Raw genomic sequence first — 14,076 nt, forward strand, 5'->3', positions numbered from 1 at the left:
AAACTGGAAGCCAAAAACAACCTACCCGCCTCCGGGCTCCTGTCTTTCAGCCTCCAGCCTTCAGCCGCCTTTAGGTATTCGTTCATCCAGCAACCGGTGCAACGCGCTGCCCTGCGGCCAGTTGCGCAGGAAACGTGCGCGGTCGCGGGCGTAGGCGCGCTCGAAACCCGCCTGGCCGTGGTGCTTGTGCATGGCATCGAGGTCGATCAGCGCCCAGCGCCCCGCATCGCCCTCCCCCTGCCAGAACAGGTTGTGGCCCTTGAGGTCGCCGTGGCTGATGCGCTCGCGCCGCAGCGCCGCGAACAGGCTGTCCAGGGCCTTGAGTTCGGCCTCCGGCGGCATGCCGGCCCCATCCGGATCGTCCAGGTGGGGTTTGAAACGGGCAATTATATCCTGCCCGGCCAGGTAATCGGTAATCAGGAAGGCCGGCCCGCGCAGCCACAGCCAGCGCCGCTCTAGCACCGCCAGGGGTTTCGCGGTGGCGATGCCGAGGGCTTCCAGGCGGTTGCCCTCGCGCCAGGAGGCCCAGGCGCGGCTGGGGCGCCAGAAGCGCTTGAGCCAGTGCAGCAGGTTCTTGATGTTGTAACGCTTAACTACCAGTGGGCGGCCATCCAGCTCCACTTTCGCCACGGTAGCGGCACCGCCGGTCTTGTAGACATGCCCCCGGTCAATGAAAGCGTCCGGCTCGGCCAGCAGCGGCGTCAGGCCGGCTTCCTCTTCGCGGCGCACCGCGCGCAGGCCGAAGGCGCCGCGGCGCACGCTGAACAGGCTGCAGTCGCGGCCGATCTTCTTCAGCAGGTCGGCCACGCGCCAGCGGCGCACCCGGGCGATTTCCTTCTGCAGGGCCTCCAGCGGCAGGGCATGCTCGCCGTTGACCAGCAGGTAGTGCACCAGCAGCTCTTCGAGGAAGGGGTCGAGGCTGGCCGGCAACTGGGCGAAGAACACCCCGAGGTTTTCCAGCACGTGCTTGCGCGACAGCGGCTGGCCGGGCGTTTCGGCGCGGATGCCGGCGCCGTCGATCAGGTACAGGCGGCCGTCGTGGCGCAGCAGGTTGTCCAGGTGCAGGTCTTCCTGCCAGAGGCCCTTGGCGTGCAGTTCGGCGATGGCCGCCAGGGCCTCGCCGAGCACCGCCTGCTGGGCGTCGGACAGCGCCGGCTCGGCTTCCACCGCGCGCCAGGCGTCGCCCAGGCTGTGGGCGTCGTCGAGGAATTCGAAGAGCAGCCAACCGCCCTCGCCTTCGCGCAGGCCGTCGGCCAGCAGCAGCGGCGTGGTCAGGCCCTGTTCGGCGAGCAGGCGCACGCCGGCCAGCTCGCGCTGGAAGTGCCGCGCGGCCTTGCCGCCGACCAGCAGCTTGGCCAGCACCTGGCGCCCGCGCCAGTTGCCTGCGCCGACGTAGCGCCGGCCCGGCAACACGCGCAGCAGGCTGTCCAGGCGCAGTTCGGCGGGGCCGGCGCCATCGGCCAGTTCCAGTCGCAGCGGCAGCGTCGGCTGGCGCCCGGCGTTTCGCATCTCGCCCAGCCTCACCCGCGTTTCTCCTTCTTGCGCCGGCGCGCGCCCAGGCGCTTGTACCAGTGGTCCACCTCGGCGCCGCTGGCCGCGCTACCCAAGTAGGCGGCGAGCAGTTGGCGCACGTCCACCTCGCTCCAGTCAGGCGCGCGGCGCAGCAGCGGCTCCAGGTCCTTGACGCGGTCGCGCAGGCCGAACCACAGCGGGCGGGTCTTCTCCAGGTCGATCAGGCAGGCCTGGAAGCCGTCCTCGGCCTCCCGCAGGAAGATGTGCTTGGGATAGAAGCAGCCGTGCATCTGCCCGGCCTCGTGCAGGCGCCGGGCGAGCATGCCGCAGGCGTGCAGGATGGCCTGGCGGCGCTCCGCCGGCAGGCCGGACCAGTCCTTCAGCCAGGCGTCCAGGTCGCGCCAGCCGTCCAGCGCGCGGGTCACCAGGATGGCGCGGCGCTCGCCGCCCTCGCGGCGTTCGCCGAAGAAGGCCGCCTGCAACGCCGGGATGCCCAGTTGCTGGTAGCGCTGGATGTTGCGGAACTCGCGGGCGAAGGTCGGCTCGCCGCCCGGGCGCAGCAGGCTGCGCGTGAGGTGGTTGCTCTGCCGCTTGAGGTAGTAGGTGCCGCCTTCCAGCTCCAGGCGGAACACGCAGCTCATGCCGCCGCGCTCGGTGTTGGGCTCGTCCACCGCCTCCAGCGGCAGCGTCCAGAGCGCGTCGAAGTCGGCCAGGCCCTGGCTGTGCAGGCGCTCGCGGTCGTCGTCGGCGATGAAGTCGTTCACTCGCGTCCCTCGTAGAAATGGGCGATGCGCCGCACGCGGACCTTGTCCGAGGCGTTCAGCCGCTCGCGCCGGCGGTACTGCAGGTAGAAGCGCAGGCGCTGGGTGGCGGAAAGGTGGTACTTGGCCACCTTGTCCAGGGTCGCCAGGTCCTTGGTCACGCGGTGGCGCAGCATGAAACTGACCCAGTAGTTGCCGATCGGGCAGTCGATGAAATACACGGTGCCGGCGGCGTCGACCAGGATGTTGCGCCACTTCAGGTCGTTGTGGGTGAAGTGGTGGTCATGCATCAGCCGGGTATGAGCGGCCAGTTGCCGGCTGACGTGGTCGACCCAGGCGCGGTCGCGCAGGCGCGAGTCGTCGCGCCGGGCCAGCGCGGCCAGGTCCTCGGTGCCCGGCACTTCGCGGGTGACCATGGCGCCGCGGACGAAGGCGCCGTGCTTGCGCTCCAGGCCCCAGGCCACCACCTCGGCGGTGGGGATGCCCCACTTGGCGAACTGCTTGAGGTTCTGCCACTCGGCCTTGATCCGCGGCCGCGCCAGGTAGCGGTGGTAACCCTTGCCGGCGCTGTTGTAGCGCTTGACGTAGTAGCGCACGCCGTCGCGCTCGACGCGGATCACTTCGGACTTGGGGTCCTTGGTCAGGCGCTCGCCCTGCAGGGCGAATACCGCGTCCAGGCTGCCGAAGTCGGCGGACAGGTGGCGGTAGGCGGGTTCCAGGGTCCAGCCCGACATCAGAGCAGGTCTCCGTAGCGCTGCTTGCGATCGTAGAGTTTGGCGGCCTTGCGCTCCATCCAGGCGAGCAGAGCGGCCTCCTCGCGGAGGATGTCGCGCAGGGGCTTGCGGAAGTAACCGCGCAGGAAGCGTAGCTTGTCGCGTTGCGTCAGGCCGATGTCCAGCGCCGAGAAGTACAGCGCGGCCAGGTCCTTGTCGCGCCAGCGCCGCGGCGTGGCGGCGCGGGTCTGGGCGCGGTGCAGGTCGATCACCGACAGGCGCAGGTCGTCGGGCGTCGGCGGGCGATCGGTGTGCAGCAGGAAGTGGCAGATGTAGCAGTCGCGATGGTTCACCCCGGCGCGGTGCATGGTGCCGACCATCTTCGCCACTTCGTCGATCAGCGCGCGCTTGAAGCGCGGCGCCGGCGGCTCGCGCAGCCAGTTCAGCGACAGCTGTTCGAGGTCGATGGTGGGCGCCAGCTCCTCGGTGACGATGAAGGAATGCTGGCGCGCCGGGTCGCTGCCGCGCTCGCCGTAGGCCACCGCGGTCATGGTCGCCACGCCCGCCTGGTGCAGGCGCTCCAGGGCGCGCTGTTCCTGGCCGGCGCCGAGCACCGGGAGCTTGGCGCTGAGCAGGTTCTTGAAGATTTCGCCCCAGCCGATGCCGCGGTGGATCTTGACGAAGTAGCCGCGGCCGTCGACCTCGGTGCGCAGGGTGCGGCGGCCTTCCAGCTCGCGGTAGACCTTGCCCTGCAGGCGCTCGACCTCGACGAAGGGGTCCTTGCCGGCCCATAGGCTCCTGAACGGCTCGCGCAGCTCAAGCTTCATGGGCGCCCGCCTTTCGTAGGAGCGAGCTTGCTCGCGAACGCTTTTGCGCTGGACAGGTTCGCGAGCAAGCTCGCTCCTACAGGGAGCCCGGGGAAGCCGGGGAGAGGGATGTTCATGGGCGCTCCTGCAGGATCACGTCCGCGGCGTGCTGCGGCATGGAGTACAGGTCCGCCGTGTCGGCGAAGGCCAGGCCGTTGCGCGACCAGGCGGCGCGCGCCGCGTCGTCCCGGAGCATCTCCGCCAGCATGCGGTTGAAAGCGTCCTGCTCGAAGGGCGACGGCACCACGCGGCCGGCATCGGCCTCGGCTATGTAGTGGGCGTAGCCGCAGACGTCGGTGACCAGCACCGGCAGCCCGGCGACCACCGCCTCCAGCAGCACGGTGCCGGTGTTCTCGTTGTACGCCGGGTGGATCAGCAGGTCGGCGCCGAGCAAAAAGCGCGGGATGTCGCTGCGGCCCTTGAGGATCTGCACGTGGTCCGACAGGCCCAGGGCCTTGACCTGTAGCAGGAAGGGCTTGGGGTCGTCCTGGCCGATGGCGATCAGCCGGGTGCGCTTGCGCAGGTCCCGCGGCAGCGCCGCCAGGGCCTTGAGGCTGCGGTCCAGGCCCTTGGTCTTGAAGCCCGAGCCGATCTGCACCAGCAGCAGGTCGTCGTCGGCCAGCTTGAATTCGCGGCGGAAGTCGGCGCGGATTTCCGCGGCGTTGGCCGGCGCGCGGCGGTCCAGGGCGATGCCCGGGGGCAGCAGGTGGAAGCGCTCGATCGGGGTGCGGTAGTGCTTGATGAACAGCGGCTGCTGCACCTCGGAGATCATCAGCACCTCGGTCTTCGACTCGGGGGCGAACACCGCCCGCTCGTAGTCGGCGAAGTGCTTGTAGCGGCCCCAGCGGCGGTAGATGGGGTTGCGCAGGGTCTGCGCCTTGTCTTCGAAGCAGCCGTCGGCGGCGTAGTAGACGTCGAGGCCCGGCATCTTGTTGAAGCCGATCACCCGGTCCACCGGGTCGCGCGCCAGGTCGGCGGCCAGCCAGGCGCTGAATTTCTCGTTGCGGCGGTGGTTGAACAGCGCCTTGACCGGCGCCACGCGCACGTCGAAGCCGGGCGGCACCTCGCCTTCCCAGATCGGCGTGTAGACGCGGATGGAATGGCCGCGCTTCTGGCATTCCAGGGCGATGCGCATGAAATCGCGCTGCAACCCGCCGAACGGGAAGTACTTGTACAGGACGAAAGCCAGTTTCATCGAAGCGTCTCCGGGGCCAGCAGCAGCGCCTCCAGTTGCAGCGCCACGCGCTGCGGGTTCAGGCGCGTGAAGCACAGGGGCTGCTCTTGCCGCAGGTCGAACTGGCGCTTGTCTTCGGCCGTCGGCTGGTAGGTGCAGGTCTTCTGCAGGCAGGGTGCGCAGGGCCAGTCGCTGGCCAGGTGCACCTGGGAACGCCCGTAGGCGCCGGTCAGCCCGGGGTTGGTCGGGCCGAACAGCGACAGCGTCGGCACGTCCAGGGCGGCAGCCAGGTGTCCGAGCCCGGTGTCCACCGCCACGCAGGCGGAAGCGCCGGCCAGGACCTTGGCCATGCCTGCGAGGGATAACCTGGGGAGCACCGAGGTGTTTTCCAAGCCCTGGGCGATGCGCTCGGCGCGCTGGCGCTCGTTGTCGTTGCCCCAGGGCAGGCGCACCGACCAGCCGCGCTCGCCCATGCGTTCGGCCAGCTCGCGCCAGTAGGCCTCGGGCCAGTGCTTGGTGACCCAGGTGGTGCCGTGCAGGAACACCAGGTAGGGCTCGCCGGCGCTCCCGTCGATCAGCAGGCCGCGGTCCAGGCCGTAGTCGCCGACGCCCGCCGGCAGCGGGTAGTCCAGCGCCTGGGCGAACAGCTGGCGCACGCGCTCCACCGCATGCTGGCCCCAGGCGACCGGGTAGCCGCGGTCGTAGAAGCGGCTGGCCGCCGGCTCGCGCGCGGATTCCCTGTCCAGTCCGGCGACCGGCACCTTCTTCGCGTAGCGCGTCAGCCAGGCGCTCTTGAGCAGACCCTGGGCGTCGATCACCAGGTCGTAGTCGACCTCGCGCAGGCGCTTCTTGAAACGCCGCCACTCGCCGTTCTTCAGGGTCTGCCAGAGGTTCTTGCGCCAGCGCCGGATGGCCACCGGGATGACCTGGGCCACCGCCGGGTGCCAGGCAGGGATCTCGGCGAAGCCTTCCTCGACCACCCAGTCGAACTGGATGCCGGGGATGGCCCGGGCGGCGTCGGTGAGCGCCGGCAGGGTATGGATGACGTCGCCCAGGGACGACGTCTTGATCAGCAGCACCCTCATTCGACGTCGACCGGGTCCGCGACCAGGCGGTCGAGCGCCTGCAGCACCATCGACGGCGGCAGCTCGCGCAGGCAGTTGTAGTGGCCGAAGCGGCACACACGGTCGAAGCAGGGGCTGCATTCCAGGCCCAGGCGGACGATTTCCACGGCATCGGCCAGCGGCGGGGTGAACTGCGGCGAGGTGGAGCCGTAGACCGCCACCAGCGGGCGGTTCAGCGCGGCGGCCACGTGCATCAGGCCGGAGTCGTTGCTGACCACGGCGGAGGCGCAGGACATCAGGTCGATGGCCTCGGCCAGGGCGGTTCCGCCGGCGAGGTTCACCGACTCCTCGCGCAGGCCGGGGATCAGCCGCGAGCGGATGTCCTCGCCGCCGGGGTGGTCGTTCTTCGAGCCGAATATCCACACCTGCCAGCCGGCGCGGATCTTCGCCTCGGCGACCTTGGCATAGAACTCCGCCGGCCAGCGCTTGGCCTCGCCGAACTCGGCGCCGGGGCACAGCGCCAGCACCGGACGGTCCAGGCTCAGGCCGAACTTGGCCAGGGCCGCGTCGCGGCTGGCCGGGTCGATGGCCAGGCGCGGCTGCGGGTAGGGCTTGGGCAGCTCGGCGCCCGGCGGGTAGGCCAGGGCCATGAAGCGCTCGATCATCAGCGGGTAGCGCGCCTTGTCGAGCTTGCGCACGTCGTTGAGCAGGCCGTAGCGCATCTCGCCCTTCCAGCCGGTGCGCCTGGCGATGCCGGCGAAGAACGGCACCAGCGCGGACTTGAGCGAGTTGGGCAGGAGGATGGCCTGGTCGTACTGGCCGGCCAGGGACTTGCCGATGCGCCGGCGCGCGGCGATGTCGAGCACGCCGTGGCCGAGCGGGAAGCTCAGGGCCTGGCGCACTTCGGGCATGCGTTCGAGGATCGGCCGGCTCCAGTCGGGCGCCAGCACGTCGATCTGGCAGTCGGGGTGTTCGCGCTTCAGGCACTCGAAGAGCGTCTGCGCCATCACCATGTCGCCGACCCAGGAGGGACCTACGATCAGAATGTTCATATGGGCTGCAGGCTATAGGCGGCAGGCTGCAGGTACAAGGCAGAACGCCTGCAGCCTGGAGCCTGCGGCCTCAGGCCGTTTATTTGACCAGTGTGCGCCACTCCGGATGGGCGCTGGTCTTGCCGGTGACCAGGTCGAAGTAGGCCTTCTGCAGTCGCTCGGTCACCGGGCCGCGGCGGCCGATGCCGATCTGCCGGCCGTCCACCTCGCGGATCGGGGTGACTTCGGCGGCGGTGCCGGTGAAGAAGGCCTCGTCGGCGATGTACACCTCGTCGCGGGTGATGCGCTTCTCCACCACCTTGATGCCCAGCTCGTCGGCCAGGGTCAGCACGGTGTTGCGGGTGATGCCGTTCAGGCAGGCGGTGACTTCCGGGGTGTAGATCACGCCGTCCTTGATGATGAAGATGTTCTCGCCCGAGCCTTCGGCCACGTAGCCTTCGGGGTCCAGCATCATGGCCTCGTCGGCGCCGCCGGAGATGGCTTCCTGCAGGGCCAGCATCGAGTTGATGTAGGCGCCGTTGGACTTGGCGCGGGTCATGGAGATGTTCACGTGGTGGCGGGTGAAGGAGCTGGTGCGCACCTTGATGCCCTGCTCCAGGGCGTCGTCGCCCATGTAGGCGCCCCAGTGCCAGGCGGCGACGATCACGTGGACCTTCAGGCCGGCGGCGCGCAGGCCCATGCCTTCGCTTCCGTAGAACACCATCGGGCGGATGTAGGCGCTTTCCAGGTTGTTCTCGCGGACCGCGGCGCGGGTCGCTTCGTTGATCTCTTCCTTGGTGAACGGCATCTTCATGTTCATGATGTGCGCCGAGTCGAAGAGACGGTCGGTGTGGGCCTGCAGGCGGAAGATCGCGGTGCCCTGCGGGGTGTTGTAGGCGCGCACGCCCTCGAACACGCCCATGCCGTAGTGCAGGGTGTGGGTCAGAACGTGGGTGGTCGCGTCGCGCCACTGCACCAGTTCGCCGTCATACCAGATCACGCCATCACGATCGGCCATCGACATATTTGCCAGCTCCTCACAGAAATTCGTCGTCCGGTCGCCGCGGAACCCAGCCCCGCCGGCGACCTGTGCGTACTGCCCGGGATCAGGCGAGCTCGAGCTCGCGCCAGATCCGCATCACTCCGCGGCGTTCTTCATGGAAACGGTCGCCGCCCACTACCCCTGGCTGTTTCTGCAGCGCCAGACGGTGCGCGGCTGCGCGATAGGCCTTGTAGGCCTCCTGCAGGAAACGGACGTCCTCGCTGGCGATCAGGCCAGCCCGCTCCAACCCTTCCAGGATGCGGATGTTGTCGGTGAACTGCAGCAACTCCGGGTGCTGCCACGACCAGGCAAGGGCCGCATATTGCACCATAAATTCGATATCGACGATACCACCGGCATCCTGCTTGAGATCGAAGGGCGCCGCGGCTTCGAAGGCATTCGGCGCGGTGCCGGCGGCGGTCGCGGGGGTGCCCAGGTTGTCGCGCATCTTCGCGCGCATCTCGCTGACTTCCCGGCGCAGCTCGGCCAGGTCGCGGTGCTGCCCGACCACCGCGGCGCGGATGCCCTCGAAGGCTTCGGCCACCCGCGCACTGCCGGCCAGCACGCGGGCGCGCACCAGGGCCTGGTGCTCCCAGGTCCAGGCCTCGTTCTGCTGGTAGGCCTGGAAGGCCGCCAGCGAACTCACCAGCAGGCCGGCGGCGCCGCTGGGGCGCAGGCGCATGTCCACCTCGTAGAGCGCGCCGGAAGTGGTCTGCGTAGTCAGGAAGTGGATGATCTTCTGCCCCAGGCGGGTGAAGAACTGCGAACCGTCGATGGGCTTGGCGCCGTCGGTCTCGCGCTGCGGGTCGCCGTCGTGGATGAACACCAGGTCCAGGTCCGAGCCGTGGCCCAGCTCCAGGCCGCCGACCTTGCCGTAGCCGACGATGATGAAGTCGGTGTCGCAGGGCGTGCCGTCGGCGCGCAGCGGCCGGCCGTGGCGCTGCACCAGCTGGTGCCAGGCCAGGGCCAGGACCTGTTCGAGGATGGCCTCGGCGAGCCAGGTCAGGTAGTCGCTGACCTTCATCAGCGGCAGGGTGCCGGCGATCTCCGAGGCCACCACGCGCAGGCCGTGGGCCAGCTTGAAGTGACGGAGGGTCTCCATCTGCTGTTCGAGGTCATCCTCGGGGATGCGCATCAGCCGCTCGCGCAGCTCGGCGATCAGCTCCGGCGCCTGCGGCGGGCTGAGCAGACGTCCTTCATTAAGCAGTTCGTCCAGCAGGATGGGGAACTTGGCGATCTGCTCGGCCACCATCGGGCTGGCCGCGCACAGCGTCAGCAGGCGCTCCAGGGCGCCGGGGTTCTCGGTGAGCAGCACCAGGTAGGCCGAGCGCCGCGCCACCGCCTCCACCAGGGGCAGCACGCGCTCCAGGGTCAGGTCCGGCTTCTCGTGCTCGGCGAGCATGTTCAACAGCCGCGGGACGAAGGCGTCCAGGCGCTCGCGGCCCAGGCGCTGCATGGCCCGCACCTGGTTGCCGTGGCGCAGGTCGATGAGCCGCTTGAAGGCCGCCGCCGGCTCGGCGAAACCGGCGTCGGCCAGCTGCCGGCAGGCGGATTCCTCGTCCACCTGCTCCTCCCACAGCGGCAGCCACTCGGCACCGGGCGTGGCGCCTTCGCTCTCGCCGCCCTCGTCCTCGTCGGGGTCGGCGATTACCTGGCGGAAGTGCCAGTCGACGCGCTCGCGCCAGTGGTTGATCGCCTCGTGGAACGCGGACCAGTTGGCGAAGCCCATGATGAAGGCGACGCGGATGCGCGACAGCTCGTCCTCCGGCAGCATCTGCGTCTGCCGGTCGTCGATGGCCTGCAGGGCGTGCTCGGCGTAGCGCAGGAACTGGTAGCCCTCGCGCAGCTCGGCGACCACCGCCGGCGGCAGGTAGCCCTGCCCTTCGAGGGTCGCCAGCACCCGCAGCAGCGGCCGCTGCTGCAGGCTCAGGTCGCGGCCGCCGTGGATCAGCTGGAAGGCCTGGGCGATGAACTCCACCTCGCGGATGCCGCCGGCGCCGAGCTTGATGTTCTCGCTCATGCCCTTGCGCCGCACCTCCTGCTGGATCAGCTGCTTCATGTTGCGCAGCGCTTCGATGGCCGAGAAGTCCAGGTAGCGCCGGTAGACGAACGGCCGCAGCAGCTCCAGCAGGCGCTGGCCGGCGTCCTGGTCGCCGCCGACCACCCGCGCCTTGATCATCGCGTAGCGCTCCCAGTCGCGGCCCTGGTCCTGGTAGTACTGCTCCAGCGCGGCGAAGCTGTGCACCAGCGGGCCGCTGGAGCCGTAGGGGCGCAGGCGCATGTCGACGCGGAAGACGAAGCCTTCGACGGTGATGGCGTCCAGCGCCTTGATCAGCTTCTGCCCCAGGCGGGTGAAGAACTCCTGATTGTCCAGGGCGCGGCGGGCGCCCTGGGTCTCGCCGCCCTCGGGGTAGCCGAAGATCAGGTCGATGTCCGAGGACAGGTTCAGCTCACCGGCGCCCAGCTTGCCCATGCCCAGCACCACCAATTGCTGCGGCAGGCCGGAGCGGTTGCCGATGGGCGTGCCGAACTGCTGGCAGTGCCTTTCGTAGAGCCAGCGGTAGGCCAGGTCGATGCCGTTGTCGGCGAGGTCCGACAGGTCGCGGCAGGTGCCGGCCAGGTCGCTGACGCGGGTCAGGTCGCGCCAGACGATGCGTATCTGCTGGCGTCGGCGGAAGCGGCGCAGGCGGCGGCCCAACTCGTCCTCGTCGGCGCAGTCGGCCAGCAGCGCCTCCAGTTGCGCGCGCATCTCGCCGCGCTCCAGCGGCCGGTCCAGCTGGCCGCTGGCCACCAGCTCGAGGAAGGCCGCGGCATCGCGCGCCGCCTGCTCGGCGACGAAGTCGCTGGCGGCGCAGACCTGGGCGAAGTCGGCGTGGCGCTCGGCGGACCACTGCTCATAAAGGGCGGCGTTTTCGGCGGGAAGATCGGCTACGGCGGTGCTGAAGGTCTGCCCCGCGCGCTCGGCGAGGGGCTTCAAGGTGGCCGGCAAGGCGGCCCGGGACGGCAGAGTCATGCATCGATCCTGATGAACGGCAACCCCGCGGAAGCCCCGCCATTCGGGCGCCTGTAGTTTTACTACTAACTTTTTTCGCCCAAGGGCTGTATCCAGTCGCGTTTTGTAGTAAAACTACAACCCGCCGGAACCACCCCCGGTGCACTTCCAAGAATTCGCGGCGTCGCCCACGAGGCCGGCGCTGCTATCGGCAACGATCTACTGGCTTTCGATTCTGGAAGCCTTTCCGCCCTGGAGCAAGCCATGCAAGACCTTGATCCCGTCGAAACCCAGGAATGGCTGGACGCCCTGGAATCGGTCCTGGACCGTGAAGGTGAAGACCGCGCCCACTACCTGATGACCCGCATGGGCGAGCTGGCCAGCCGGTCCGGCACCCAACTGCCCTACGCCATCACCACGCCCTACCGCAACACCATCCCAGTGACCCACGAAGCACGCATGCCCGGCGACCTGTTCATGGAACGCCGCATTCGCTCGCTGGTCCGCTGGAACGCGCTGGCCATGGTGATGAAGGCGAACAAGCACGACCCGGATCTGGGCGGCCACATCTCCTCCTTCGCTTCCTCGGCGACGCTCTACGACATCGGCTTCAACTACTTCTTCCAGGCCCCGACCGACGAACACGGCGGCGACCTGGTGTTCTTCCAGGGCCACGCCTCCCCCGGCGTGTACGCCCGCGCCTTCCTCGAAGGCCGCATCAGCGAAGACCAGCTGAACAACTTCCGCCAGGAAGTGGATGGCCACGGCCTGTCCTCCTACCCGCACCCCTGGCTGATGCCGGACTTCTGGCAGTTCCCCACCGTATCCATGGGCCTGGGCCCGATCCAGGCGATCTACCAGGCGCGTTTCATGAAGTACCTGGAGAGCCGCGGCTTCATCCCCGCCGGCAAGCAGAAGGTCTGGTGCTTCATGGGCGACGGCGAGTGCGACGAGCCCGAATCCCTGGGCGCCATCTCCCTGGCCGGCCGCGAGAAGCTGGACAACCTGATCTTCGTCATCAACTGCAACCTGCAGCGCCTCGACGGCCCGGTGCGCGGCAACGGCAAGATCATCCAGGAACTCGAAGGCGTGTTCCGCGGCGCCGAGTGGAACGTCAACAAGGTCATCTGGGGCCGCTTCTGGGACCCGCTGTTCGCCAAGGACACCGCCGGCCTGCTGCAGGCGCGCATGGATGAAGTCATCGACGGCGAATACCAGAACTACAAGGCGAAAGACGGCGCCTACGTGCGCGAGCACTTCTTCGGTGCGCGTCCGGAGCTGCTGGAGATGGTCAAGGACCTCTCCGACGAGGAAGTCTGGAAGCTCAACCGTGGCGGCCACGACCCCTACAAGGTCTATGCGGCCTACCACCAGGCGGTCAACCACAAGGGCCAGCCGACCGTCATCCTGGCCAAGACCATCAAGGGCTATGGCACCGGCTCGGGCGAAGCGAAGAACATCGCGCACAACGTCAAGAAGGTCGACGTCGAGAGCCTGAAGTCGTTCCGCGACAAGTTCGACATCCCGATCAAGGATGCCGACCTGGAAAACCTGCCGTTCTACCGCCCCGAAGAAGGCAGCGCCGAGGCCAAGTACCTGGCCGAGCGCCGCGCCGCCCTGGGTGGCGTGATGCCGGTGCGCCGCGAGAAGAGCTTCCAGGTCCCGGTTCCCCCGCTGGAAACCCTCAAGGCCATCCTCGACGGCTCGGGCGACCGCGAAATCTCCACCACCATGGCCTTCGTGCGGATCATCTCGCAGCTGGTCAAGGACAAGGAACTCGGCCCGCGCATCGTGCCGATCGTGCCTGACGAGGCGCGTACCTTCGGCATGGAAGGCATGTTCCGCCAGCTCGGCATCTACTCCTCCGTCGGCCAGCTGTACGAGCCGGTGGATAAGGACCAGGTGATGTTCTACCGCGAGGACAAGAAGGGCCAGATCCTCGAGGAAGGCATCAACGAGGCCGGCGCCATGTCCAGCTGGATCGCCGCCGGCACCTCGTACTCCACCCACAACCAGCCGATGCTGCCGTTCTACATCTTCTATTCGATGTTCGGCTTCCAGCGTATCGGCGACCTGGCCTGGGCCGCCGGCGACAGCCGCGCCCACGGCTTCCTGGTCGGCGGCACCGCCGGCCGCACCACCCTGAACGGCGAAGGCCTGCAGCACGAGGACGGCCACAGCCACATCCTCGCCGGGACCATCCCGAACTGCCGCACCTACGATCCGACCTACGCCTACGAGCTGGCGGTGATCATCCGCGAAGGCTCGCGGCAGATGATCGAAGAGCAGCAGGACATCTTCTACTACATCACCGTGATGAACGAGAACTACGTCCAGCCGGCCATGCCCAAGGGCGTGGAGGAAGGCATCATCAAGGGCATGTACCTCCTCGACGAGGACAAGAAGGACGCCGCTCACCACGTGCAACTGCTGGGCTCGGGCACCATCCTGCGCGAAGTGGAAGCCGCGGCGAAGATCCTCCGCGAGGACTTCGGCATCGGCGCCGACGTCTGGTCGGTGCCCAGCTTCAACGAACTGCGCCGCGACGGCCTGGCCGTGGAACGCTTCAACCGCCTGCACCCGGGCCAGAAGCCCAAGCTGAGCTACGTCGAGGAATGCCTGGGCGGCCGCAAGGGCCCGGTCATCGCCTCCACCGACTACATGAAGCTGTACGCCGAGCAGATCCGCCAGTGGGTGCCGAGCAAGGAGTACAAGGTCCTGGGTACCGACGGTTTCGGCCGCAGCGACAGCCGTCGCAAGCTGCGTGACTTCTTCGAAGTGGACCGCCGCTGGGTCGTTCTGGCCGCGCTGGAAGCCCTGGCCGACCGTGGCGACATCGATGCCAAGGTGGTGGCCGAGGCCATCGCCAAGTTCGGTATCGATCCGGACAAACGCAACCCGCTGGACTGCTGAGGAGACGC

At 68.4% G+C, this 14,076-nt stretch carries 10 protein-coding genes; 1 reads left to right on the forward strand and 9 read right to left on the reverse strand.

The genetic code is table 11. The features are described 5' to 3' along the window. Positions 1 to 60 precede the first annotated feature (60 nt). From ACTWJ5_RS29370 to glnE, 9 genes are all read right to left on the reverse strand, one after another. Positions 61 to 1,524, reverse strand: a complete 1,464-nt coding sequence (locus ACTWJ5_RS29370; RefSeq protein ID WP_074983448.1) for a lipopolysaccharide kinase InaA family protein — start codon at positions 1,522 to 1,524, stop codon at positions 61 to 63. Then, the gene (locus ACTWJ5_RS29375) at positions 1,521 to 2,276 is read right to left on the reverse strand and encodes a lipopolysaccharide kinase InaA family protein (protein WP_074983450.1); all 756 of its coding nucleotides are present in this window, start codon (positions 2,274 to 2,276) and stop codon (positions 1,521 to 1,523) included. Before ACTWJ5_RS29375 ends, ACTWJ5_RS29370 begins: the two co-directional genes overlap by 4 nt. Further along, complete coding sequence (locus tag ACTWJ5_RS29380; protein ID WP_444437055.1) at positions 2,273 to 3,007, reverse strand: lipopolysaccharide kinase InaA family protein; 735 nt, start codon at positions 3,005 to 3,007, stop codon at positions 2,273 to 2,275. The genes ACTWJ5_RS29375 and ACTWJ5_RS29380 overlap by 4 nt, the downstream gene beginning before the upstream one ends. Then, entirely contained in the window at positions 3,007 to 3,813 is an 807-nt protein-coding gene (gene rfaP, locus ACTWJ5_RS29385) for a lipopolysaccharide core heptose(I) kinase RfaP (RefSeq protein ID WP_043316963.1), read from the reverse strand. The genes ACTWJ5_RS29380 and rfaP overlap by 1 nt, the downstream gene beginning before the upstream one ends. Positions 3,814 to 3,925: 112 nt before the next feature. Further along, positions 3,926 to 5,047: a glycosyltransferase family 4 protein gene (locus ACTWJ5_RS29390; RefSeq protein ID WP_249918566.1), complete on the reverse strand. Its 1,122-nt coding sequence runs from the start codon at positions 5,045 to 5,047 to the stop codon at positions 3,926 to 3,928. Then, positions 5,044 to 6,111, reverse strand: coding sequence for a lipopolysaccharide heptosyltransferase I (waaC, locus tag ACTWJ5_RS29395; protein ID WP_074983457.1), 1,068 nt, complete (start codon positions 6,109 to 6,111; stop codon positions 5,044 to 5,046). The genes ACTWJ5_RS29390 and waaC overlap by 4 nt, the downstream gene beginning before the upstream one ends. Next, on the reverse strand, positions 6,108 to 7,142 hold the full coding sequence (gene waaF, locus ACTWJ5_RS29400; protein WP_253409509.1) for a lipopolysaccharide heptosyltransferase II: 1,035 nt from the start codon (positions 7,140 to 7,142) through the stop codon (positions 6,108 to 6,110). The genes waaC and waaF overlap by 4 nt, the downstream gene beginning before the upstream one ends. Positions 7,143 to 7,221: 79 nt before the next feature. After that, on the reverse strand, positions 7,222 to 8,145 hold the full coding sequence (ilvE, locus tag ACTWJ5_RS29405) for a branched-chain-amino-acid transaminase (RefSeq protein ID WP_043316973.1): 924 nt from the start codon (positions 8,143 to 8,145) through the stop codon (positions 7,222 to 7,224). A gap of 82 nt (positions 8,146 to 8,227) precedes the next feature. Then, a complete protein-coding gene (gene glnE / locus ACTWJ5_RS29410; protein ID WP_444437056.1) occupies positions 8,228 to 11,176 on the reverse strand; it encodes a bifunctional [glutamate--ammonia ligase]-adenylyl-L-tyrosine phosphorylase/[glutamate--ammonia-ligase] adenylyltransferase in 2,949 nt (982 codons plus the stop codon). A gap of 243 nt (positions 11,177 to 11,419) precedes the next feature. Between glnE and aceE the strand changes: the two genes are divergently transcribed. Further along, positions 11,420 to 14,068: a pyruvate dehydrogenase (acetyl-transferring), homodimeric type gene (aceE, locus tag ACTWJ5_RS29415; protein WP_444437057.1), complete on the forward strand. Its 2,649-nt coding sequence runs from the start codon at positions 11,420 to 11,422 to the stop codon at positions 14,066 to 14,068. Positions 14,069 to 14,076 lie beyond the last annotated feature (8 nt).

Origin of the sequence: Pseudomonas sp. A6, assembly GCF_052367875.1 — a bacterium.
Classification (GTDB): Bacteria; Pseudomonadota; Gammaproteobacteria; order Pseudomonadales; family Pseudomonadaceae; genus Pseudomonas; species Pseudomonas citronellolis.